Annotated in this window: 22 protein-coding genes and 1 riboswitch; of the genes, 7 read left to right on the top strand and 15 right to left on the bottom strand. The window is 55.9% G+C overall.

The window, feature by feature from the left end; all coding sequences use genetic code 11:
- Window positions 1-235 precede the first annotated feature (235 nt).
- Window positions 236-1,288 carry a class I fructose-bisphosphate aldolase gene (gene fbaB / locus K7R23_RS15330; protein ID WP_012906425.1) on the bottom strand — a complete coding sequence of 351 codons (1,053 nt, stop codon included), beginning with the start codon at window positions 1,286-1,288 and terminating at the stop codon, window positions 236-238.
- Between the two features lie 250 nt (window positions 1,289-1,538).
- On the opposite strand from fbaB, the gene K7R23_RS15325 reads away from it, so the two are divergent.
- Genes K7R23_RS15325 through K7R23_RS15315 form a run of 3 tightly spaced genes read left to right on the top strand, consistent with a single transcriptional unit; the run spans window position 1,539 to window position 4,773 of the window.
- Window positions 1,539-2,810 carry a nucleoside permease gene (locus tag K7R23_RS15325; RefSeq protein WP_012906426.1) on the top strand — a complete coding sequence of 424 codons (1,272 nt, stop codon included), beginning with the start codon at window positions 1,539-1,541 and terminating at the stop codon, window positions 2,808-2,810.
- Entirely contained in the window at window positions 2,807-3,811 is a 1,005-nt protein-coding gene (locus K7R23_RS15320) for an ADP-ribosylglycohydrolase family protein (protein ID WP_012906427.1), read from the top strand. Before K7R23_RS15325 ends, K7R23_RS15320 begins: the two co-directional genes overlap by 4 nt.
- Window positions 3,808-4,773, top strand: a complete 966-nt coding sequence (locus tag K7R23_RS15315) for a PfkB family carbohydrate kinase (protein ID WP_012906428.1) — start codon at window positions 3,808-3,810, stop codon at window positions 4,771-4,773. The genes K7R23_RS15320 and K7R23_RS15315 overlap by 4 nt, the downstream gene beginning before the upstream one ends.
- Before the next feature lie 4 nt (window positions 4,774-4,777).
- On the opposite strand, the gene K7R23_RS15310 is transcribed toward K7R23_RS15315, so the two are convergent.
- From K7R23_RS15310 to thiM, 3 genes are read right to left on the bottom strand one after another with little or no spacing between them, the layout of a single operon-like run.
- Entirely contained in the window at window positions 4,778-5,524 is a 747-nt protein-coding gene (locus K7R23_RS15310; RefSeq protein ID WP_012906429.1) for a GntR family transcriptional regulator, read from the bottom strand.
- A 41-nt stretch (window positions 5,525-5,565) separates the two neighbouring features.
- A complete protein-coding gene (gene thiD / locus K7R23_RS15305; protein ID WP_012906430.1) occupies window positions 5,566-6,366 on the bottom strand; it encodes a bifunctional hydroxymethylpyrimidine kinase/phosphomethylpyrimidine kinase in 801 nt (266 codons plus the stop codon).
- A complete protein-coding gene (thiM, locus tag K7R23_RS15300) occupies window positions 6,353-7,150 on the bottom strand; it encodes a hydroxyethylthiazole kinase (protein WP_024132747.1) in 798 nt (265 codons plus the stop codon). The genes thiD and thiM overlap by 14 nt, the downstream gene beginning before the upstream one ends.
- Before the next feature lie 31 nt (window positions 7,151-7,181).
- Window positions 7,182-7,279, bottom strand: a riboswitch (TPP riboswitch).
- 281 nt (window positions 7,280-7,560) lie between these two features.
- On the opposite strand from thiM, the gene K7R23_RS15295 reads away from it, so the two are divergent.
- Window positions 7,561-7,887, top strand: a complete 327-nt coding sequence (locus K7R23_RS15295) for an RcnB family protein (protein WP_012906432.1) — start codon at window positions 7,561-7,563, stop codon at window positions 7,885-7,887.
- 41 nt (window positions 7,888-7,928) lie between these two features.
- Here K7R23_RS15295 and K7R23_RS15290 read toward each other — a convergent pair whose 3' ends face one another.
- From K7R23_RS15290 to apbC, 5 genes are all read right to left on the bottom strand, one after another.
- Window positions 7,929-8,951, bottom strand: coding sequence for a fimbrial protein (locus tag K7R23_RS15290; protein WP_012906433.1), 1,023 nt, complete (start codon window positions 8,949-8,951; stop codon window positions 7,929-7,931).
- Between the two features lie 15 nt (window positions 8,952-8,966).
- On the bottom strand, window positions 8,967-11,453 hold the full coding sequence (locus K7R23_RS15285) for a fimbrial biogenesis outer membrane usher protein (RefSeq protein ID WP_012906434.1): 2,487 nt from the start codon (window positions 11,451-11,453) through the stop codon (window positions 8,967-8,969).
- Window positions 11,454-11,481: 28 nt separating this feature from the next.
- Entirely contained in the window at window positions 11,482-12,162 is a 681-nt protein-coding gene (locus K7R23_RS15280; RefSeq protein WP_012906435.1) for a fimbrial assembly chaperone, read from the bottom strand.
- A 58-nt stretch (window positions 12,163-12,220) separates the two neighbouring features.
- Window positions 12,221-12,751: a fimbrial protein YehD gene (gene yehD, locus K7R23_RS15275; RefSeq protein WP_012906436.1), complete on the bottom strand. Its 531-nt coding sequence runs from the start codon at window positions 12,749-12,751 to the stop codon at window positions 12,221-12,223.
- Window positions 12,752-13,162: 411 nt separating this feature from the next.
- Window positions 13,163-14,272 (bottom strand): iron-sulfur cluster carrier protein ApbC, encoded by a 1,110-nt coding sequence (gene apbC, locus K7R23_RS15270; RefSeq protein ID WP_012906437.1) that lies wholly within the window; start codon window positions 14,270-14,272, stop codon window positions 13,163-13,165.
- A gap of 165 nt (window positions 14,273-14,437) precedes the next feature.
- Here apbC and metG point away from each other — a divergent pair, with 165 nt between their 5' ends.
- Window positions 14,438-16,471 carry a methionine--tRNA ligase gene (gene metG, locus K7R23_RS15265; RefSeq protein ID WP_012906438.1) on the top strand — a complete coding sequence of 678 codons (2,034 nt, stop codon included), beginning with the start codon at window positions 14,438-14,440 and terminating at the stop codon, window positions 16,469-16,471.
- Window positions 16,472-16,601: 130 nt separating this feature from the next.
- Here the strand turns inward: metG and K7R23_RS15260 are convergent, their stop codons facing one another.
- The 3 genes from K7R23_RS15260 to K7R23_RS15250 are packed head-to-tail and all read right to left on the bottom strand — an operon-like array spanning window position 16,602 to window position 19,517.
- Window positions 16,602-17,069 carry a YehS family protein gene (locus K7R23_RS15260; RefSeq protein ID WP_024132748.1) on the bottom strand — a complete coding sequence of 156 codons (468 nt, stop codon included), beginning with the start codon at window positions 17,067-17,069 and terminating at the stop codon, window positions 16,602-16,604.
- A gap of 46 nt (window positions 17,070-17,115) precedes the next feature.
- A complete protein-coding gene (gene btsR, locus K7R23_RS15255; RefSeq protein ID WP_012906440.1) occupies window positions 17,116-17,835 on the bottom strand; it encodes a two-component system response regulator BtsR in 720 nt (239 codons plus the stop codon).
- Entirely contained in the window at window positions 17,832-19,517 is a 1,686-nt protein-coding gene (locus tag K7R23_RS15250) for a sensor histidine kinase (RefSeq protein WP_012906441.1), read from the bottom strand. Before K7R23_RS15250 ends, btsR begins: the two co-directional genes overlap by 4 nt.
- A 222-nt stretch (window positions 19,518-19,739) precedes the next feature.
- Between K7R23_RS15250 and mlrA the strand changes: the two genes are divergently transcribed.
- A complete protein-coding gene (mlrA, locus tag K7R23_RS15245; protein WP_012906442.1) occupies window positions 19,740-20,471 on the top strand; it encodes an HTH-type transcriptional regulator MlrA in 732 nt (243 codons plus the stop codon).
- Window positions 20,472-20,530: 59 nt separating this feature from the next.
- Window positions 20,531-20,638 (top strand): protein YohO, encoded by a 108-nt coding sequence (locus tag K7R23_RS15240; protein ID WP_012906443.1) that lies wholly within the window; start codon window positions 20,531-20,533, stop codon window positions 20,636-20,638.
- Here the strand turns inward: K7R23_RS15240 and K7R23_RS15235 are convergent.
- The 3 genes from K7R23_RS15235 to K7R23_RS15225 are packed head-to-tail and all read right to left on the bottom strand — an operon-like array spanning window position 20,619 to window position 23,440.
- Entirely contained in the window at window positions 20,619-21,350 is a 732-nt protein-coding gene (locus tag K7R23_RS15235; RefSeq protein ID WP_012906444.1) for an ABC transporter permease, read from the bottom strand. The genes K7R23_RS15240 and K7R23_RS15235 overlap by 20 nt on opposite strands.
- Window positions 21,334-22,281 (bottom strand): ABC transporter ATP-binding protein, encoded by a 948-nt coding sequence (locus K7R23_RS15230; protein ID WP_012906445.1) that lies wholly within the window; start codon window positions 22,279-22,281, stop codon window positions 21,334-21,336. The genes K7R23_RS15235 and K7R23_RS15230 overlap by 17 nt, the downstream gene beginning before the upstream one ends.
- Entirely contained in the window at window positions 22,274-23,440 is a 1,167-nt protein-coding gene (locus K7R23_RS15225) for an ABC transporter permease (protein ID WP_024132749.1), read from the bottom strand. The genes K7R23_RS15230 and K7R23_RS15225 overlap by 8 nt, the downstream gene beginning before the upstream one ends.
- Window positions 23,441-23,450 lie beyond the last annotated feature (10 nt).

Below are 23,450 nucleotides of genomic sequence, written 5' to 3'. Positions count from 1 at the left end.
TAGCGCAGCTTTGAAATGCTGTTTCGAAATTCAATGTATGTGCAAAAAAGCGTCTTCGCTTCGGACAATTCTCGCTAAGGGGCGGCTATTTTTTGGGCATATGCACGGCAGGAGGTGATACTTTTCACAAAAGAAGAAGGAAATGTGAAGCAGATCGGCAAGGGGGTGCGAATTTACTGAAATGGGGTTTCGAATGAAAATTAACGGCTGCGGCAGCGCGCCGCAGCCCGTTTTTTTACGCGATGGTGACCTTGTTGTCGAGATAAACATCCTGTACGGCGTTGATCAGCTTCACGCCATCGGCCATCGATTTTTTGAAGGCTTTGCGACCGAGAATCAGCCCCATGCCGCCGGCGCGTTTGTTAATCACCGCCGTGCGTACCGCATCGCTTAAATCGGTTTCGCCGCCCGCGGCGCCGCCGGAGTTGATCAGGCCCGCGCGCCCCATATAGCAGTTCGCCAGCTGATAACGCACCAGATCGATGGGATTATCACTGGTCAGCTTGCTGTACACGCGCTCATCGGTATAGCCGAAGTTCACCGCCTTATAGCCGCCGTTGTTTTCCGCCATTTTCTGCTTAACGATATCCGCGCCGATGGTTGCCGCCAGGTGGTTGGCCTGCCCGGTTAAATCGGCGGAGACATGGTAATCCGTGCCATCTTTCTTGAACGCGGAGTTACGCAGATAGGCCCACAGCACGGTGACCATTCCCAGTTCATGGGCGCGTTCAAAGGCGGCGGAAATCTCTTCAATCTGGCGACGTGACTGCTCTGAACCAAAGTAAATCGTGGCGCCTACGGCCACCGCGCCCATATTAAAGGCCTGCTCAACGCTGGCGTACAGCGTCTGGTCGTACTCGGTTGGGTAGCTCAGGGTTTCGTTATGGTTCAGCTTCACCAGGAAGGGAATGCGGTGGGCGTAGCGGCGCGAGACGGAGGCCAGCACGCCGTAAGTGGAGGCCACACAGTTGCAGCCCGCTTCAATCGCCAGCTCAACGATGTTCTTCGGATCGAAATAGAGCGGGTTGGCGGCGAAGGAGGCGCCAGCCGAGTGCTCCACGCCCTGGTCAACCGGCAGAATCGACAGATATCCGGTTCCGGCGAGACGTCCGGTATTATACAGCGTCTGCATATTACGCAGCACCGCTGGCGGACGGTTGTTATCTACCATGACGCGGTCAACGTAGTCGTGACCCGGCAGGTAGAGCTGATCGGATGGAATAGTCATACAACGATGCTGTAAAAGGCTGTCGGCGTCTTTGCCAAGCAACTGCGCAATATCGGTCATAGCTATGCTCCCGTAAGTTCCGAATAATTCGGAATGTGGATTATCCTGACCCGCTTTTGCGGGCAGCAATAAGCCTGGTACTGAGCGGCCATTTTTTCCATTTGCAGGGCATGTTTTCAGTGCTATCTGCTGGCACGATTCACTGACGAAAAAGTGTTACGCCGGTCAATATTTCACCTTAAAGGTATTTGAAAGGTATTATTAAATGGTACTGTCTTAGCGTACCTTACCTGTCATGAAGGATTTAAAGATGAAAACTACAGTGAAACTGTCGTTCATGATGTTCGTCGAGTGGTTTATCTGGGGAGCCTGGTTCGTTCCGCTGTGGCTCTGGCTGAGTAAAAGCGGCTTTACCGCCGGCGAGATCGGCTGGTCCTACGCCTGTACCGCCATTGCCGCTATTCTGTCGCCAATCCTTGTCGGATCGCTCACAGACCGCTTTTTCCCGGCGCAGAAAGTGCTGGCGGTGCTGATGTTCGCTGGCGCCGCGCTGATCTATTTTGCCGCTCAGCAAACCACCTTCGCCAGCTTCTTCCCGCTGCTGCTGGCCTACTCGCTCACCTATATGCCGACTATCGCGCTGACCAACAGTATCGCCTTCGCTAACGTACCGGACGTGGAGCGCGATTTTCCCCGCATCCGCGTGATGGGCATCCTCGGCTGGATCGCCTCCGGGCTCGTCTGCGGCTTCCTGCCGCAGATGCTGGGCTATAGCGACATCTCTCCAACCAATATTCCGCTGCTGATCACCGCCGCCAGCTCCGTCTTACTGGGCGTATTCGCCCTCTTCCTGCCGGATACGCCGCCGAAAAGCACCGGCAAGATGAACCTCAAAGTGATGCTCGGGCTGGACGCGCTGATCCTGCTGCGCGATAAAAACTTCCTCGTCTTTTTCTTCTGCTCGTTCCTGTTCGCCATGCCGCTGGCGTTTTATTACATCTTCGCCAACGGCTATCTGACGGAAGTCGGCATGAAAAACGCCACCGGCTGGATGACGCTCGGTCAGTTCTCCGAAATCTTCTTTATGCTGGCGCTGCCGTTTTTCACCAAACGTTTTGGTATTAAGAAGGTATTATTACTTGGTCTTATCACCGCGGCGATCCGCTACGCGTTCTTTATCTACGGCGGCGCAGAAGAATACTTCACTTATGCCCTGCTGTTCCTTGGCATTTTGCTGCACGGCGTAAGCTACGATTTCTACTACGTGACCGCCTATATCTACGTGGATAAAAAAGCGCCGGTGCATATGCGCACCGCGGCGCAGGGGCTTATCACGCTCTGCTGTCAGGGCTTTGGCAGCCTGCTCGGCTACCGCCTCGGCGGGGTAATGATGGAGAAAATGTTTGCGTATCCGCAGCCGGTCAATGGTCTCACCTTCAACTGGGCAGGGATGTGGACATTCGGCGCGGTAATGATTGCGGTGATTGCCGTGTTATTTATGATTTTCTTTCGCGAATCGGACAGAGAGATTACCGCTATTGAGGTTCGCGATACGGCGTTGACACAAGGGGAAGTAAAATGAAAGCAGAGCGTATTCTCGGTGCTCTTTACGGGCAGGCGTTAGGGGATGCGATGGGAATGCCATCCGAACTGTGGCCACGAAGCCGCGTCAAAGCGCACTTCGGCTGGATCGATCGCTTCCTGCCGGGCCCGCAAGAAAATAGCGCCGCCTGCTATTTTAAGCGGGCGGAGTTTACCGACGATACCTCAATGGCGCTCTGTCTGGCGGATGCACTGCTGGAGCGCGAGGGGGCGATCGACCCGGAACTGATAGGCCGCCATATTCTCGACTGGGCGCTGCGTTTTGACGCCTTCAATAAAAACGTCCTCGGCCCGACGTCGAAAATCGCGCTCAATGCCATACGCGACGGCAGGCCGGTGGCGGAGCTGGAGAACAACGGCGTCACCAACGGCGCGGCGATGCGCGTTTCGCCCTTAGGCTGTCTGCTTCCGGCGCGCGATCTTAACGCCTTTATCGACGACGTGGCGCTGGCCTCCAGCCCGACCCATAAGTCGGATCTCGCCATTGCCGGGGCGGTGGTGGTCGCATGGGCAATCTCACGCGCCGTCGACGGCGAAGCGTGGTCCGATATCGTGGTATCGCTACCGGCTATCGCCCGGCACGCACAGGAGAGACGGATCACCACCTTCAGCGCTTCGCTGGCCGCGCGGCTGGAGATGGCGCTGAAAATCGTGCACCAGGCCGAGGGCGTCGAAACGGCCAGCGAACAGCTGTATCAGGTCGTGGGAACCGGCACCAGCACCCTTGAATCGGTGGCCTGCGCCGTTGCGATGGTTGAACTGGCGCAGACCGATCCTGGCCGCTGCGCGGTGCTGTGCGCCAATCTCGGCGGCGATACCGATACTATCGGCGCGATGGCCACCGCTATTTGCGGCGCGCTGCACGGCATTGACGCCATCGATCCGACGCTGAAACGGGAGCTGGATGCGGCCAACCAGCTTGATTTCGCTCGCTACGCCACGGAACTTGCGCGCCTGCGCCAGCAGCGGGAGGAGGCATGAACGCTTCGCGACTGTACGAACGGCTTAGCGACCTGCACGCCCGTCGGCCAGTTATGGTGGTCGGGGCGGCGGTGATTGATGTGATTGCCGACGCCAGTGCCCTGCCCGGGCGCGGCTGTGATATTGAACTCAAACAGCAAAGCGTTAACGTCGGCGGCTGCGCGCTCAACGTCGCCGTCGCCCTGAAGAGGCTGGGAATAGAGGCCAGCCACGCCCTGCCGCTCGGTCAGGGCGTGTGGGCGGAGATTATCCGCAACCGGATGGCCAAAGAGGGGCTGCACAGCCTCATCGATAACGCCCACGGCGATAACGGCTGGTGTCTGGCGCTGGTTGAGCCGGACGGGGAACGCACCTTTATGTCTTTCAGCGGCGTCGAAAACCAGTGGAGCGCTGAGTGGCTGGCGCAGCTCGCGGTCGCCCGCGGCAGTCTGCTCTATCTTTCCGGCTATCAACTGGCTGCTCCGTGCGGCGAACGGCTGGTCGCCTGGCTGGAAGGGCTGGAGGGCGTTACGCCGTTTATCGATTTCGGCCCGCGTATCGCCGATATCCCTGAACAGCTGATGTCGCGCGTTCTGGCCTGCCGTCCGCTGGTGTCGCTCAACCGGCAGGAAGCTGAAATCGCCGGGGCGCGGTTAGCGCTGAGCAAGGATATGCAGGCGTTTGGCGCTGAGTGGGTGGCGCGGTTCGCCGCGCCGCTGGTGGTGCGTCACGATAAAGAGGGGGCGTGGTATTTTACTGAACGCGACGCGGGTTGCGTGCCCGCCTTCCCGACAACGGTTGTCGATACCATTGGCGCAGGCGACAGCCACGCCGGGGGTATGCTGGCTGGGCTGGCGTCCGGCTGGCCGCAGGCCGACGCGGTGCTGCTCGGCAACGCCGTGGCCTCGTGGGTCGTGGGACATCGCGGCGGCGACTGCGCGCCGTTTCGTGAGGAGCTGCGGGTGGCGCTTAACGCGCAATAGCCGCCTACTCTTCACAAACAAAAACATAGAGGTCGCTGCGGCAATAGCTGATGCTGTACTCAATCGGGCGCTGTTGCTGATCAAGAGCCACCTGTTTGATTACCAGTATCGGGACTTTGCTGTCCAGACGGATATGCGACTGGAACTCCGCATCGGGCATTTTTGCGCTCACCCGCGAACGGGTACGCTGCGGATGAATATGATGGCTGCGGAAATAATCGTACAGCGATACGCCAATCTCATCTGCATCATCAATAAGATGAGCCGGAACCCAGGACTCTTCAATCGAAACCGCGTCCTCGTCGACGTAACGGATGCGCTTCAGTAAAAAGACGTCGCTGCCTGCGGCAATCGCCAGCTGTTGCGCAACCTCATCCGGGCATTTAACGATCCGCTTGTTGACCCACAGGGTGTCCGGCTTTTTCCCACGCAGGACAACCTGCTGCGAAAAGCCGCGCGCCTCTTTCAAAGAGTATTCAAAGATGTTGTTAATCTGGGTGCCGTAACCGCGCGCGCGGGTGACCACCCCCTCGTCCTCCAGCGCCTGCATCGCTTTACGCACCGTGATGCGCGACACGCCGGTTAACTGACTGAGATCCCGCTCGCCGGGTAAAATATTGCCATGCTCCAGCACGCCGCTGCGTACGGCATTCTTTACCGTCTCGGCAAACTTAATATAAAGCGGCGTATTATCCGCCGCTGTGATACGTTCGTTCAGTTGAGCGATAAGCCGGGTATGCGCTTGTTCCATGGGCGTTTTTCCTGACAGCAACACTTTTGCCAGTATATACGCTACCACCACGCATGGAAATGATGTACCGGGCCGATGCCCGCGCCAACCTCCAGCGTGTCCGCCTGAGCCAGCGCCGCGGAGAGCCACGCTTTCGCCTCCTGCACCGTACCGGCCCAGTCGCCGTGCCGCGGGCGCAACGCCGCCAGCGCGGCAGACAGCGTGCAGCCGGTGCCGTGGGTATTTTTGGTATTCACGCGCACAGCGGTGAAGCGCTGTTCGCCTGCCGGGGTAAAGAGCCAGTCCGGGCTTTGGTCATCGTCGAGATGGCCGCCTTTCATCAGCACCGCGCCGCAGCCTGATGCCAGCAGCGCCCGCCCCTGCTCCAGCATCTCTCTCTCGGTACGGGCGTGTGGGCACTCCAGTAGCGCCGCCGCTTCCGGCAGGTTCGGCGTGATCAGCGACACCTGCGGCAGCAGACGCGTGCGCAGCGTGGCTACCGCCGAAGGCGACAACAGCGGATCGCCGCTTTTCGCCAGCATGACGGTGTCCAGCACGACATTCTGTACCTGGTGGCGCTGCAGCCTTTCGGCGACCGCTTCCACGATATCCGTTTCCGCCAGCATCCCAATCTTGGTGGTATCAATGCGGACGTCACTGAACACGGAGTCCAGCTGGGCGGCGACAAAATCCGGCGCAATACGATACACCGACTGTACGCCACGCGTATTCTGCGCCACCAGCGCGGTGATGACGGAGCAGCCGTATGCGCCGAGCGCCGAGAACGTTTTCAGATCGGCCTGAATACCTGCGCCGCCGCTGGGGTCGGTGCCGGCGATCGTTAACGCATTAATCCGTTTCATGCTTCACCTCCGTCCCCAGCAGATAAAGCGCATCAATGAACGCCGGAAGAAAACTGCCCGGCCCCTGACAGCTTTCCGTCGCACGCTGCCCCGCCAGCTTCATCCAGCAACAGGCGGAGGCGATATTCTCGATTTTGTTGCCTGGCAGCGCGCAGGCGGCAGCAACCACCGCCGAAAGCGCGCTGCCGGTGCCAACAACACGGGTCATAAGCGGATCACCGCCCGCTACGGTAAGAACGCGCTCGCCGTCCGTCACGTAGTCCACTTCCCCCGTAACGACGATGATAGCGTCGGTGCGGGCAGCCAGCTGCCGCGCCGCCGGTAACGCGGCTGCGGCGGCATCGGTGGTATCAACGCCCCGACCACCCGCCGTCACGCCAGCCAGGGCCATAATTTCCGAAGCATTGCCGCGAATAGCGGCGGGTTTTAACGCCAGCAGTGCCAGACAAAAGCGACGGCGAAAGTCGAGCGCGCCCACGGCGACCGGGTCAAGCGCCCAGGGCGTATTGACGCTGTTCGCCTGCTCAACCGCGCCTCGCATCGCCATTGCGCGCGCTTCAGTCAGCGTACCTACGTTGATCAGCAGCGCGCTGGCAACCGACGCGAACTGTCGCGCCTCGTCGGGCTCAATAACCATTGCCGGAGAAGCGCCGAGCGCCAGCAGCGTATTTGCCGTAAAGCTCTGCACCACATCATTCGTCATACAGTGGATTAAGGGGGAAAGGGTTCGAAACTGTTGCAAAGTGCGCACGGCAAGCGTGCGATTGAGCAGGTCAGGCTGCATAGTTAAGCTCCTGCCCGCGCGAAGAAGGGACACGGGCAGTGTCTGACTTCCCTACGCTGGCATTATCCAGATCAGGTGGTACGGGTATTTCTCAGCCTTCAATAAAGAAGGGCACCCCGAGTCATTTTGCGGCAGATCAGTGTATGCCGCCGTCACATGGCGATAATACCCCTCCCGGCCCTGATTTGTAACCCTTTTCCCGGCACGCGTTTCTCCCTCTGGCTCACCTTCGGTAAGCCTGCCTGGGGAAACCGGCATCGGATAAGGTCACGCAGGCAGACAATGAGCGGCATTTACATTCTTTACGATTTTCCGGGGAATCTAACAAAGCTCCGCTTGTCAGTTATAATGACTGCCGGAAAAGATACGCGACTATCGTGATAATCCTAACCTGTGGAGAACGTCGAAGTATGAAAAAAAGTTTGCTGATGGGCGCATTACTGCTCGCCTCCAGCGCGGTCTGGGCCGTACCCGCAACAACCGTCGCCGCAAAGGGGATTGATCAATATGAACTCAGCAGTTTCGTGGCTGACTTTACCCACTTCAAACCGGGCGATACCGTCCCGGAACTGTACCGTACCGACGAATACAACATTAAGCAGTGGAAACTGCGCAACCTGCCCGCACCGGATGCCGGTACGCACTGGACCTATATGGGCGGCGCCTACGTGCTGATTAACGATACTGACGGCAAGATTATCAAGGCCTATGACGGTGAGATTTTTTATCATCGCTGACCAGATGCGCACTTTCGGTAAGGAGAGTGCGCGCATTCATATCAGTTGTAAGAAACGACGATTAACGCTTTGGATTGCAAAGCGCCAGCGTGGATTTTTGCCGGATCGATAACATAGTAAGTCGCAAACACAGGTATGGTTTCTACTGAATTTAATACGCTGCCTTTGCTATAGCTCTTAAACTGGCTTTTCAGCGCCGCGCCTCGGTTTATCTTCAGCAGGTTACGATTTGCATCTCTCAGGATAAAACCCACGCCATTATCCGTTTCGGGCCGGAGAACCGACTCATTTTCATCCCACAGCAGATCGCTGCGCAGATGAACGTTTATCTGCCGGGATGCCAGCGCTGCATTGCGTACCTGATTTTTACAGTCCAGAATAATATCTCCCTGTCTGGAAAACTCGCTGACCTCGCCTTTTTTCCGCAGCCTTGCGATGGGAACAGGATCCAGCGTGATGGTGAGATTCTGCGGCGCGCAGGTTGTCTCCTTGCGGTTGTAATTTATCGTTAAGTTAGCCTTATATACGCCCTGACCATTTAATGAAGCCAGCACGCCGGCGATACATTCTCTTTTCCAGTTGCAGCTCAGATATTTCGCCGCAATCAACAACCAGTCAACAAAACTTCTCTGATTCGTTGCGCCCGACATGACTGCTATGTTTTCGATATTCACCGAGTAACCGCCATGTGCTGAAACAGTCACCGCCTCCAGGGAGTTTGTTTCCGAAATAGTGACTTTATACGGAGCTTCAATTATTCCATTTTTATTGCGCATACTAATGGCCGCATCGGACTGCCATTCCACCTTTACTTTTAACCTGACGTTATCGCCTGGCCCCATGCCAATGATATATTCAGAAGTCTCTAATTTAGTCACCACGTCGCTATTCGTACAGTGAGTATCGGTAAACGCATTCGCAATATTAACGACCTCCTCTCCTCCCAGCATTAAACTGTCGGACTGAATAGTATAATCCCTGGTATTGGTTATGGTCGCGCTACATGCCCCATAGCCAGCCTGCGAAAACAGTGACATCAATATTAACAATAACAGTCTTTTCATCGCGCCGCCTGAATATTACCGACAAATATAAACGTTATTCTCATCTATCTGTTTATCAAAAGTGATATGACAGAAAAGCCCTTGCTGTTTATCAGTGGCGACTTTTACCGCTGCGGGTACGTCTTCAGTACGAATAAATACCCGACTGCCCTGTCCCACCAGCCCGACATTATTTCCGTGCTCATCCTCGACTTCATAGCCAAAGGTCAGCGGTTCGCCATTTTGCCGCCGAGCCTGGAAATAAAACGGTTTCCTTTTTTCCGTTTCGAATTCAACCAGCACCACGGCTCCGCGGTAGGGAACGGTGATTTTGCGGTTTCCCAACAGGCCAACGTGGCTGTCGCTATCTGAAACGTCAAGCGAGATAAAATTTTGCCGGTACGGCGTCAGCGCTTCATAGACGGCATACCCTTTGGCGCTGGTGCGCAAATAAGGCCGCCCCTGCACCGTCGCGTCTTTCAGCTGCGGCGCTTTGATAATCGCGATCGTATCATTAAGACGAGGAGCTAAATGCACGCCGTCAGCCCATGCCACCAGACCGCCCTGAATATTTCCGCCCACCTGATGATATTTATCCGACTGACTGTAACTGCCTGCGATCGTCGCCAACGGCGCGTTCCAGGTTATCGTCCCCCCTGCCGTCGTCTGATGCTCCTGCCGTTGGTGGCTCAGGTTAGTATTGTAAGTAAACTGGTCGCGATTGCCGAAGGTGCCGCTCAGGCTGGTGTTATTCGACTCATACCCGTCATCATTAAAGGTCGTGGAATTGGCAAGATGGCTATCGCGGCTTCTCCCGGACGCACTTTCTCCCCATGCTAACGGGAGCGAAAAATAGAGGTTAAGGCGTTTATCATCCCGGTTATCGCTGTCATAGGTTTGGGTCGCCGATAAGGTAATACTCAGGCGCTGCCAGGAGTTGCTGTAACTTAACTGATAGTCTTTGCCGCTCCCGCCACGCCCCCAGTAATCGCGCCACAAGGCGCTGGTAGTAAAAAATCCCCATCCCTCGGCTAATGTCTGATTGATATTGAGAGAAAAGGTATTTTTACGACCAAAGTCGTGTTCATAATAATCAGCAATATCATATATATCATCATCTTCACGATGATAACTATCGCGATTATTTGCCCAGACATGATCGTTAAAGGTGCGATAATTACGGGAGGTGTAGCGATAGGCAGCCAGAGAAAAATGGGTAGCCGATTGCGGCAGATATTTATTCCAGGCAAGCTGATAGCTGTGTCCGTCAAAAACATCGCCATTTTCCTGCTTGCTATGCGATTGTGTACCATCAAACGAAATCGCTCCCACGGGGGTATTCCATCCGGACCCTAAAGTAAAAGAACGATAATCGCTGGCTACCATCGTGCCGCCATATAGCGTCAACAGATTATTCACGCCGTACTGGTAGCTTGTCTGGAAAAAATCGGTTTGCTGCGATGCGCCTTCAATATCGCTTTGTCCAATGACAAACTCATATTTCGCGACGCCCGTTTGTACCATATTGGGCACAGAAGAATAGGGAACGATAAAGCGGGAAACCGCGCCATCCGCCTCCTGAACGCTGACGTCCAGATCGGCGCCACCCCCGGCAAGCTGGAGATCGTCAAATACAAAAGGGCCTGGCGGCACCTCTTTCTGATAGACAATAAAACCATTTTGTTCAATCGTCACCAGCGCGTTACTTTGCGCCACGCCGCGCACAACCGGAGCGAAATTCTGTTTTGAATGCGGCAACATCTGCATATCCCGCCAGAATCGCAGCCCGCGAAAACGGACCGTATCAAACATATCCCCGCTGCTGTACTGCACGCCTGCGCGCAGTGTTCCCAGCACTGCCGGGAAATCCCGCTCCAGGTACAGAGTGTTGCTCCGCCACTTGCCGTTTGAATGCGCGCTTTGCGCAAAATTCGCATTAGAATGTAACTGCCAGCCGAGCAGATTGAGCCCGCTGACAAAATTCGCATAGCTATTACTCTCACTATCGTCGTTTTGATAATGGCTATAATATTCGCTGGCATAGTAAGAGGTATAAAAAGCGTTAATGCCGCGATCCCACGTCTCCGGCGGCGAATAGCCAGCTTCATATTCCGTAACATAGGCCTGGGGTACATTCAGGTAGAGGTTAAAAGTGGCGGTATCGTAAATTACGCTGCCTTCGCGTACTACGTTTTTCAATGGAATACATTGATCGCGCTGTTGTTCTACAGGAGCATGATATTTTATTCCCAGACTGGCAATCAGATCTTCGTTCACGCAGGTATCATCAGGATTTTCCTGTACATCAATTTCCCATGTTCCGCGCCACTCTTTATTGACATAAACATCCATCTCGTAAAGCCCGGCCATCGGTTTGTTGCTATCTATCTGGTAACGGGAAACTTTCTGCCCTTTCAATCCGCCAGTCATAAAATGCGTATCAAACGTTTCCTCTTCAGCTCTGGCTGACGAAATGAGTAATGCGGCAAGAATTGACAACGTGATAGTATTTATCTTTTCCATTATCTGTCCTTAGATTCTCTTCCCGCACTCAATTCGCTGCTGTAAGGCTTTCGCTGATATAGTTGCCTGAATCGTCAATCAGCGTCACGGTATAGTGGCTGACGGCTACCGTTGTGGTTAGCGTTTGTGTCGTCCACGGCGCCAGTAACAGCGTTGCCTTATTCAACTTATGGCCTGCTTTCACTTCCGGTAGCGTGATCCAGTTCGCGGAGTTATTTATTACCGTTACGCCGCCCTGCGTTCGGACTAACTGCAAACGCGTAAAGCTGGTTTTATCCACCTTCGGCACGCCCTGGGGTCGATAAATTAATTTAATCCGGTTTTGCAGGGCAAATTTAATGACGTTTTTATCTTTGCTGCCGTCTGAATTAGGCGGAATATCCAGCACGTTGAGATAGAACAAACTCTCGCGATCGCGGGGTAAGTGATGAGCCAGTTGTTTTATCTTTAACTGCTGGCCGGAGTTTGCCGCAATCTTTATCACCGGCGGCGTCAGAATAAAAGGCACATCAATTTTTTCTGGCGGCAGGCTGGTATCTCCGTCGTCAATCCATGACTGGATAAGCGAGCTGCGCTTATCATCATTCATTAACTGCACGGTAATGTCTTTTTTCTGCGCAGGATAAATAATACGCGTACCGTAAATATATACGCCGCTCCACGCTGGCAACGCGGCGCACGCCAGACATAATGCAATCAGCCTTTTCACAGGAAACACCTCAAAACATGAACGGGCGGCGCAAAGGCTGGCCGCCCAACAAAGGTTCTTAGTCGGTTAATACGGTCATGGTCAGTACAGACTCAACGGCGCCGGCCTTTACATTATTGGCGGCGACCGCATAACGGGCAGAAAATTTCAGGGTATATACGCCATCGACCCCCTCTTCTGGCTTAAGGGCTAAAACTCCCGCCGCATCTGGCGTCACCTGCCTGCCGTTAAGATAAACGGCAAATCCCGCACCATTATCCTCGCTATTGTTTTTGGTAATATTATTTGCCACGAATTGAGAGCTGTTAAAGCTAATACGCGGATTATCATTCTTTGAACATTTTACTTTTAGCATGACTTCTGGACTGGTGTAGCCCGAATAAACTTGCCCGGCAATTAAACCGGCAAACCGATCGACCCCAACCTTTGATAATTCAATGGTGGCGCTTTTATCGCCCTGAAAAGTACAGGAAGTACCAACAATTTCCCCGTTAATTTTTAATTCGCCCATATCTTCATCAGCAGCATACGCTCCTGCGCTCATAAAAATAGCGGACAGCACTGCAGCAGCGATAACAGAATTTTTCATGACTTATCCTTTGTAAAAATATTTCCCGTGTATTCGGCGTGAAACCGATGGAGCGGGAATTTACACGCCTGACACGTTAACGCAATGTGAACGCGTTGTTTTGTTGATTTAAAACAATTTACATCGCGCAATATAATTGCAACAAATAAATAGACCTTAAAGATATTTTTAGAATTAATTAATTAACGTTACTTATCAAAGGACTAATATAAAGATAACGAATGAAAATATATGAATCATTCATTAAAATGATTAATTTTAAGCAGAAGAATTTTCAGAGATGGCGCGCAATAATAATTGATACAATGAATATTTAACGACTTTCAGGAGGGATTATGCGCTTTATATATTCATCGCATTAATATTAAACTAATGCGATGAATCCGTTTCAGCGTTGGCAATCAGTGGTGCTTACACCGCGCGAAAGGCAATCTCGCCAGGGATGACTTCACCCTGCCAGTAGAGCTGCGCGGCAACCCGTCCCGCAAGCGTACGGTACATAGCCGTAAACTCGCTCTCCGGACGGCTGGTTACCGTCGGCGTACCGCGATCGAGATCTTCACGCAGGCTGATGTGCAGCGGCATCTGGCCTAACAGCTGGGTGTGATACTGTTCAGCCAGTTTCTCTGCCCCACCGGTGCCGAAGATTGGCTCATGATGACCACAGTTGCTGCAGATATGCATACTCATGTTCTCGACGATACCCAGCACCGGCACCTCGACTTTTTCGAACATCACAATGCCTTTTTTGGCGTCGATCAGCGCAATATCCTGCGGCGTGGTCACCACCACGGCGCCGGTGACCGGAATGTTCTGCGCCAGCGTCAGTTGAATGTCCCCGGTTCCCGGCGGCATATCCAGCACCAGATAATCCAGATCCGGCCACAGCGTCTCCTGCAGCATCTGCATCAGCGCCTTACTGGCCATCGGGCCGCGCCAGACCATCGCATTATCATCGGTCACCAGATAGCCAATCGAGTTGGTCGCCAGACCGTGTGACATAATCGGCGCCATATGGGTGCCATCCGGCGAGGTAGGACGCTGGTTCTCGGCGCCCAGCATGGTCGGAATCGACGGGCCATAAATATCGGCATCAAGAATCCCGACTTTCGCCCCTTCCGCCGCCAGCGCCAGCGCGAGGTTTACCGCGGTGGAGGACTTGCCGACGCCGCCCTTACCGGAACTGACCGCGATAATGTTCTTCACGCCGTTCACGCCCGGCTGATTTTTCACCCGCTTCAGCGTTGCGATGTTATGCGACAACTTCCAGTCGATCGCTTTCGCGCCGGTGATGCGCAGCAGATCGGCGCTACATTGCTCTTTAAGCTCCTCAAAGGCGCTGTTCCAGACAAACGGCATGACCAGCTCAACGTGCAGCGTATCATCCATCCAGGCGACATGATGCAGCGCCTTCAGGGTGGTGAGGTTATGCTTCAAAGTGGGGTGCTGAAAATTCGCCAGCGTCCCGGCGACCATCGCGCGCAGAGTCTCTGGTGATTTGGCCTGGGATTGTTCGTTCATCCCGACTCCTTTTTGTTGTTCTGAAAAGTACAAGTTTAGCGACCTAGTGTACTCCAGCGGTAATGATTATTCATTTATGGTTTGATGCCCTTAATTCTTGGCGTAGTTATTCCCTTTCAGGTAACATCAAAACCCCCTTTTAACTGAGAAGAAGTAATACCCACTATGACTCAAGTCGCGAAGAAAATTCTGGTAACGTGCGCGCTGCCGTACGCCAACGGCTCAATCCACCTCGGCCATATGCTGGAGCACATCCAGGCTGATGTCTGGGTCCGTTACCAGCGAATGCGCGGCCATGAGGTTAACTTCATCTGCGCCGACGACGCCCACGGCACGCCGATCATGCTGAAGGCGCAGCAGCTTAGCGTTACCCCGGAGCAGATGATTGGCGAGATGAGTCAGGAGCACCAGACCGATTTCGCCGGGTTCAATATCAGCTATGACAACTACCACTCCACGCACAGCGAGGAGAATCGCGAGCTGTCGGCGCTTATCTATAGCCGTCTGAAAGAGAACGGCTTTATTAAAAACCGCACCATCTCTCAGCTTTACGATCCGGAAAAAGGCATGTTCCTGCCGGATCGTTTTGTGAAAGGCACCTGCCCGAAATGTAAATCGGCTGACCAGTACGGCGACAACTGCGAAGTGTGCGGCGCGACCTACAGCCCGACCGAACTGATCGAACCGAAGTCGGTGGTTTCCGGCGCGACGCCGGTGATGCGCGACTCCGAACACTTCTTCTTCGACCTGCCCTCCTTCAGTGAAATGCTGCAGGCGTGGACCCGCAGCGGCGCGTTGCAGGAGCAGGTCGCGAATAAAATGCAGGAGTGGTTTGAGTCCGGCCTGCAACAGTGGGACATCTCCCGCGACGCGCCATACTTTGGTTTCGAAATTCCCGACGCGCCGGGCAAATATTTCTACGTCTGGCTGGATGCGCCGATCGGTTATATGGGTTCTTTCAAGAACCTGTGCGACAAGCGTGGCGACACCGCAAGCTTCGACGAATACTGGAAGAAAGACTCCAGCGCCGAGCTGTATCACTTTATCGGTAAAGACATCGTCTACTTCCACAGCCTGTTCTGGCCGGCCATGCTGGAAGGCAGCAACTTCCGTAAGCCGACCAACCTGTTCGTTCACGGCTACGTGACGGTGAACGGCGCCAAGATGTCCAAGTCTCGCGGCACCTTTATCAAGGCCAGCACCTGGCTGAACCACTTCGACGCGGACAGCCTGCGCTATTACTACACCGCTAAGCTCTCTTCGCGCATCGACGATATTGACCTGAACCTGGAAGATTTTGTCCAGCGCGTTAACGCCGACATCGTCAACAAAGTCGTCAACCTGGCCTCGCGCAACGCCGGGTTTATCAATAAGCGTTTCGACGGCGTGCTGGCGGCTGAGCTGGCTGACCCTGAGCTGTATAAAACCTTCACAGATGCGGCCACGGTCATTGGCGAAGCGTGGGAAAGCCGCGAATTTGGTAAAGCCATTCGCGAAATTATGGCGCTGGCCGACCAGGCGAACCGCTACGTCGATGAGCAGGCGCCGTGGGTAGTGGCGAAACAGGAAGGCCGCGACGCCGACCTGCAGGCGATTTGCTCAATGGGCATCAACCTGTTCCGCGTGCTGATGACTTACCTGAAGCCGGTGCTGCCGACCCTTTCCGAACGCGTGGAGGCTTTCCTCAACGCCGAGCTGCGCTGGGATGCCATTGCGCAACCGCTGCTGGGGCATAAGGTGAACACCTTTAAGGCGCTGTATAACCGCATCGACATGAAGCAGGTCGAGGCGCTGGTTGAAGCGTCGAAAGAGGAAGTGAAAGCGGCGGCAGCGCCGGTTACCGGTCCGCTGGCCGACGATCCGATTCAGGAAACTATCACCTTTGACGATTTCGCCAAAGTCGATCTGCGGGTGGCGCTGATTGAAAACGCCGAATTTGTCGAAGGCTCCGATAAGCTGCTGCGTCTGACGCTGGATCTCGGCGGCGAGAAGCGTAACGTCTTTTCCGGCATTCGTTCCGCCTATCCGGATCCGCAGGCGCTGATTGGCCGCCACACGGTAATGGTGGCAAACCTCGCGCCGCGTAAAATGCGCTTTGGCATCTCAGAAGGGATGGTGATGGCCGCAGGCCCGGGTGGGAAAGATATTTTCCTGTTAACCCCGGACGCAGGCGCGAAGCCGGGCCAGCAGGTGAAGTAAACCGCATAAAAACGCTGCTTCGGCAGCGTTTTTTGTCGGATGGCGCTGCGCTTATCAAACCTACAACGTAACGCTACCCTGTAGGCCGGATAAGGCGTTTACGCCGCCATCCGGCAATTGCCTGCATCGCTTACTTCTTCGCGTGCTCTCTGGTGGTCAGGCCGCGCAAAAAATAACGCATAAACTGATCGCCACACTCACGGTAATTTTTATGATCCGGCGCGCGCATCATGGCGGTGATTTCCGGCATCGAGACGCGGAATTTCTGTTCGGTCATGATGGCCAGAATATCGTCGGTCTTCAACGAAAAGGCGATACGCAGTTTTTTCAGCACCGTGTTGTTGTTCACGCGGCGCTCGAGCGCCAGTTCCGGCGCAGAATCATCTTTGCCGCGCTTATCATAAATAAGACCGTTCAAAAATCCGCTGAGGACAATATCCGGGCAGCGAACGAAACCTTCCTCATCCTCTTTGGTAATCCAGGTATCGAAACCCGCAGAGGTCGATTCCATTCCGGCAAGCGCAAGAATGCGCACCATATCGTTATTATTGGCTTTCAGGGTGTAGCGCAGGCTACGGAGAATATCGTTACTTAGCATAATGCCTTCAGCAGTCGGGGATGCAATGGCGCGCAGTGTACCAGTTTTACAGCCCAATCGCCTCTTTCAAACTTTTCAGATAGCGACGACTCACCGGCACGGTCAGCCCGTTGCGTAAAATCAGCTCCGCCTGGCCGTTATCTTCCAGACGGATCTCCTGCAAATGGGCCATGTTGACCAGATACTGCCGATGGCAGCGCAGCAGCGGCGTGCGGTTTTCCAGCGTTCTGAGGGTCAGTTCGGTAAAGCCTTCTTTGCCCTCGCTGCTGGTCACATAGACGCCGCTCATCCGGCTGCTGACGAACGCGACGTCGTCCATCTGCAACAGGTAGATTCGGCTGTGCCCGCTACAGGGGATAAACTTCAGCGCCTGCTGATTATCCGGCAGCACAGAGACATCCTGCTTACTGCGCTCCTGGCGCAGACGGTTGAGGGTTTTCTCCAGCCGCCCCTCTTCAATAGGCTTCAGCAGATAGTCAAAGGCGTGTTCTTCAAACGCCTTAATTGCGTACTCGTCGAAGGCGGTCAGAAACACAATGTACGGGCGGTGTTCCGGGTCGAGCATCCCGACCATTTCCAGGCCGCTGATGCGCGGCATCTGGATGTCGAGAAACAGCACATCCGGGCGCAGCTTATGCACCGCGCCTATCGCTTCAACGGCGTTGGCGCACTCGCCCACTATCTCTATATCACTTTGTTCCTGTAACAGGATCCGCAGATTTTCCCGCGCCAACGGCTCATCATCCACAATCAGCACTTTAATCATGCGTTCTCCTCCAGAGGAAGTCGTAGGGTTATTCGGGTAAAACGGTCAGGTTCGCAAACCACGCTGATGCCGTAATCGTCGCCAAAGCGTTCACGCAGGCGCTTATCCACCAGGTTCATTCCCAGCCCGCTGGCGCTTGTCGTCGGTTGATACAGCCCGGCGTTATCTTCAATATCCAGCATCAGGTACTGTTCCTGCTGGCGGGCGGTAATCGACACCTCCCCCGTTTCCAGCAGCTGCGAGGTGCCGTGCTTAATGGCGTTTTCCACTATCGGTTGCAGGGTAAACGCTGGCAGCCGCTGATGCGCCAGCGCCTCCGGCACCTGTAAATTCACCTTCAGCCGCGACTGGAAGCGCGCTTTTTCAATTTGCAGATAGGCGTTGACGTGCTCAATCTCGTCGGCGAGCGTCACAATCTCCGACGGGCGTTTCAGGTTTTTACGAAAGAAGGTGGAGAGATACTGCACCAGCTGGCCCGCCTGCTCGCTGTCGCGGCGCACCACCGCCTTAATGGTGTTCAGCGCATTAAACAGAAAGTGCGGATTGACCTGCGCGTGCAGCAGCTTGATTTCCGACTGGGTGAGCAAAGCCTTCTGGCGTTCATACTGCCCGGCGAGGATCTGCGCGGAGAGCAACTGGGCGATCCCCTCGCCTAACGTCCTGTTGATCGAGCTGAACAGACGATTTTTGGCTTCATACAGCTTGATGGTGCCCATCACGCGCTGATTTTCGCCGCGCAGCGGGATCACCAGCGTAGACCCCAGCTTGCACTGCGGATGCAGCGAGCAGCGGTACGGCACTTCATTGCCATCGGCGTAGACCACTTCGCCGGTCTCTATCGCCCGCAGGGTATAGCCCGACGAGATGGGCTTGCCCGGCAGATGGTGATCGTCGCCGATGCCGGTAAAAGCCAGCAGCTTCTCGCGATCGGTAATCGCCACGGCGCCGATATCCAGCTCCTGATACAGCACCTGCGCCACCTTCATGCTGTTCACTTCGTTAAAGCCCTGGCGCAGGATCCCCTCGGTCGAGGCGGCCACCTTCAGCGCGGTGGCGGAAAACGCCGACGTATATTTTTCAAACATTGCCCGCTTGTCGAGCAGGATGCGCATAAACAGCGCCGCCCCGACGGTGTTGGTGACCATCATCGGCGCGGCGATATTGCTGACCAGACGGTAAGCGTCGTCGAACGGTCGGGCAATCATCAGGATGATCAGCATCTGCACCAGCTCCGCGACAAAGGTAATCGCCCCGGCGGTCAGCGGGTTAAAGACTTTATCGGTACGCCCGCGCCGCGTCAGAACGCTGTGCACCAGCCCGCCCAGCAGACCTTCGACGATAGTGGAGATCATACAGCTTAGCGCGGTCATGCCGCCCATCGAGTAGCGGTGCAGGCCGCCGGTTAAACCCACCAGCCCGCCGACCACCGGTCCGCCGAGCAGCCCCCCCATCACCGCGCCGATCGCCCGGGTATTGGCGATGGAGTCATCGATATGCAGACCAAAATAGGTGCCGAGAATACAGAAGATGGAAAAGGTAACGTAGCACAGCAGCTTATGTGGCAGGCGCACGGTAACCTGCATTAAGGGTATGAATAAACGCGTCTTGCTCATCAGCCATGCGATAACCAGAAACACGCACATTTGCTGAAGCAGCAGCAACACCAGATTAAACTCGTACATACCCGCAGACCACACTTCGATTAAAACCGCGTAACATACATCGACTGCGTTTATCTTTCTTTGAACTGTTGCAAAAAAAGATGAAATCGTGAGTGGGATCGCTTAACCGCAGCGCAGATGAGCAGAAATCACCCTTTATTTGATTAAAAAACAGACAAAACTACCTGGTTCGAAAAAGAGCGACTAAAGTTATACTGGGCCTTCGCTAGCAGGGATAAAAAGATGGCGCTTTACACCATAGGTGAAGTGGCTTTGCTTTGTGATATTAACCCTGTCACGCTCCGCGCGTGGCAGCGGCGTTATGGACTGTTGAAACCGCAGCGTACCGACGGCGGTCATCGTCTTTTCAACGATTCGGATATTGACCGCATCCGTGAAATCAAGCGCTGGATCGACAACGGCGTGCAGGTCAGCAAAGTGAAAATGTTGCTGAGCAGCGACAGCGTTGACCCGCAGAACGACTGGCGCCGACATCAGGAAACGCTGCTCCACTATCTGCAAAGCAACAATCTGCATAGCCTGCGCGCCTGGCTTAAGGAGCGCGGCCAGGATTACCCGGCGCAAACGCTGACCACCCATCTGTTTATTCCGCTGCGCCGCCGTTTACAGTACCAGCAGGCAACGCTACAGGCGCTGCTGGGGATCCTCGACGGCGTGCTGATTAATTACATCGCCATCAGCCTGGCTGCAGCCAGAAAGAAACAGGGGAAAGAGGCGCTGGTGGTCGGCTGGAATATCCATGACACCACCCGTTTATGGCTGGAGGCGTGGGTCGCCAGCCAGCAGGGCTGGCGCGTTGACGTGCTGGCGCATTCATTAAGCCAGTTTCGCCCGGAACTCTTTGAAGGCCGGAATTTGCTGGTCTGGTGCGGGGAAAATCAGACCCCGGCGCAGCAGCAGCAGCTCACCGCCTGGCGCGCGCAGGGCCATGCGATTTACCCCCTCGGCATTTAATGTTTCATTAACAGCCGCGCTTCTCTGTATAATATTCAGGTTAACATAAGGAGAACATCATGAGCGCAGCGAAAATCGGGGTCATCACCCTCTTTTTACTTATGGCCATCGGCGGCATCGGCGGCGTGATGCTCGCAGGCTATACGTTTATCCTCCATGCCGGCTAAAGTGCTGCACCAGCCGTTCAAACAGGCGGTCGACGACAATCGCCGCCAGCGCCACCAGTAGCGCCCCCTGAATCACATAGGCGGTATTAAAACCGCTCAGTCCGATAATAATCGGCGTGCCAAGCGTACTCGCTCCTACCGTGGAGGCGATGGTCGCCGTGCCGATATTGATAATCACCGACGTCCGAACGCCCGCCAGGATCACCGGCGCCGCCAGCGGCAGTTCAACCTTACGTAGCTGCTGCCCCCGGCTCATTCCCATCCCGCTGGCGACGTCGCGAACGCTCAACGGGATCGCCCCCAGCCCGGCCAGCGTCGCCTGCAACACCGGCAATATGCCGTAGAGGATCAGCGCGATAATGGCTGGCTGCTGGCCGAAGCCCATCACCGGCACCGCAATCGCCAGTACGGCGACCGGCGGAAAGGTCTGCCCGGCGGCGGCAAGGGTTTCCACCAGCGGACGAAACTCCGCGCCGCCCGGACGCGTGACCGCAATCCCCGCCCCCACGCCGATCAACACGGCAAACAGGCTCGATATTCCCACCAGCCAGAAATGGGCGAGCGCCAGGGCGACAAAACTCTCCTGCTGATAGACCGGACGCGGCAACGCCGGAAACAGGCTGCTGAATATCGCCTGACTGTGCGGCAACCCGACCAGCATCAGCAGGAACAGAGCGATCAGCCACAGCAGCGGATCAGTCAGTCGTTTCATGCGTCAGCGTCTCCGAAAGCAGATCGCGAAAATGCAGCGTACCGCAGGCGACGCCGTGCTGATTCACCACCGGCAGCACCTCACGGTTACGGGCAACAAAAACGGAGAGCGCGTCGCGCAGCGTCATCGCTTCATTCAGCGCATCGCCGTCAAGATGCTCGTCGCGGCGAACGTAATCGGCCACGTTGCGCAGCGACAGCAGGCGCACGCCCAGCTCGCTGCGGCCAAAAAACTGACGCACAAAATCATTTGCCGGCGCGGTCAGCATTTGCAGCGGCGTTCCCTGCTGGATCACCTCTCCGCCGTCCATCAGCACCATGTGTTCGGCCAGCCGTAACGCCTCGTCGATATCATGCGTCACCAGTACAATCGTTCGCCCAAGCAGCCGGTGAATGCGGATCATCTCCTGCTGCAACGCGCCGCGGGTGACCGGATCCAGCGCGCCGAAAGGTTCATCCATTAACAGCACCTGCGGATCGGCGGCCAGCGCGCGCGCCACCCCCACCCGCTGCTGCTGCCCGCCGGAGAGCTGATGCGGGTAGCGCTCACGCAGTCCCGGCTCCAGCCCCAGCAGCGCCATCAGTTCATCCACTCGCGCGTCGCTTTTTTTGCGCGGCCATTTCAGCAGCTGCGGCACGGTGGCGATGTTCTGCGCGACCGTCCAGTGCGGAAACAGACCGATCGACTGAATGGCGTATCCCATACGCCGACGCAGTTCCAGCAGCGGCAGGCTGCGGATCTCCTCTCCGGCGACGCGGATCTGCCCGCTGTCATGCTCCACCAGCCGGTTAATCATTTTCAGAGTAGTGGATTTGCCGGAGCCGGAGGTGCCAATCAGCACCGAAAAACTGCCCTCTTTAAAATGCAGATTAAGATCGTTAACCGCTCTCTGCTGCCCGAAGGTTTTACTCACGTGGTTAAATTCAATCATGGTTCTTCACCTTCAGCAGCGCAATTCCTAAGTCAAACAGCGCATCAATCAGCACCGCCAGCATAATCACCGGAATAACGCCGAGCAGGACCAGATCGACGGCGCTGCTCAGCAGTCCCTGAAACACCAGCGCGCCAAAGCCGCCCGCGCCAATCAGCGCGGCGATGACCGCCATCCCGACGGTTTGCACCATCACCACCCGCAGGCTGCGTAAAAAGACCGGCAGAGCCAGCGGCAGCTGTACGTGCAGGAAACGCTGGACGCCGCTCATGCCCATCGCCCGCGCGCTCTCCTGTACGTCGCGCGGCACCTGGTCCAGCCCCGCCACCACGCCGCGCACCAGCGGCAACAGCGCGTAGAGGACCAGCGCAATCAGCGCAGGCGTCATCCCGGTCCCCGCTACGCCCAGCGAAGCCAGCCACGGGAACGCCTTCACCAGCCCGGCAAGCGGCGCGATCAGCAGACCAAACAGCGCTACAGAAGGGATTGTCTGAATGATATTCAGAACGGTAAACACCGGCCCCTGGCGGGCGGCGGAAAACCAGCACCAGATACCCAGCGGAACGCCGATTGCCAGCGCCGGCAGAACGGTTCCCAGCAGTAGCGTCAGGTGCTGCGCCAGCGCGTCATCAAACACCTCCTGGCGGTTGGCATACTCTTTAAGCAATGAGAGGTGGTCAAAGGCGCCGCTAAACAGCAGTGCCAGCGGCACGATGGCGATCTGCATATGTAAAACCCAGCGCCACAGCGGCTGGGCGGTAATGCGGCGGATAGCGTCGCTACAGGCCAGCAGCCCCAGCGCGAGAGCGAGCCACAGACCGCTCCCCGGGCTGGTCCGCGCCAGCGGCGAACCGGCGTCGGCCAGATGCTTCGCCGCCTCGCCGCCGCTCCACAGCATCAGGATCACCAGCAGTTGCGCCACGGCAAGGGTGAGCGCTGCCCCTTTTCTGCCGGGGACAAAGCACAGCGTAAACAGGGCGCACCCTGCCCCCACCAGCACGGATACCGAACCGGGCCAGATCGCCCAGATTTGCCGCCCCTCGCCGGAGACCAGCCGGTTCGGCGCGTAGTTAACAAACGGTAGCGCCGCGGCGACTGCGGTCAGTATGACCAGCAGCACCAGCACGCGATTGATACTGACTCTTGCCACAACATCCAGCCTTATATGC

This window comes from Citrobacter rodentium NBRC 105723 = DSM 16636 (assembly GCF_021278985.1).
In the GTDB taxonomy this organism is placed as follows: domain Bacteria; phylum Pseudomonadota; class Gammaproteobacteria; order Enterobacterales; family Enterobacteriaceae; genus Citrobacter_A; species Citrobacter_A rodentium.
Note: the sequence above shows the minus strand (reverse complement) of the source record. Positions and strands in the feature narration are given on the sequence as shown.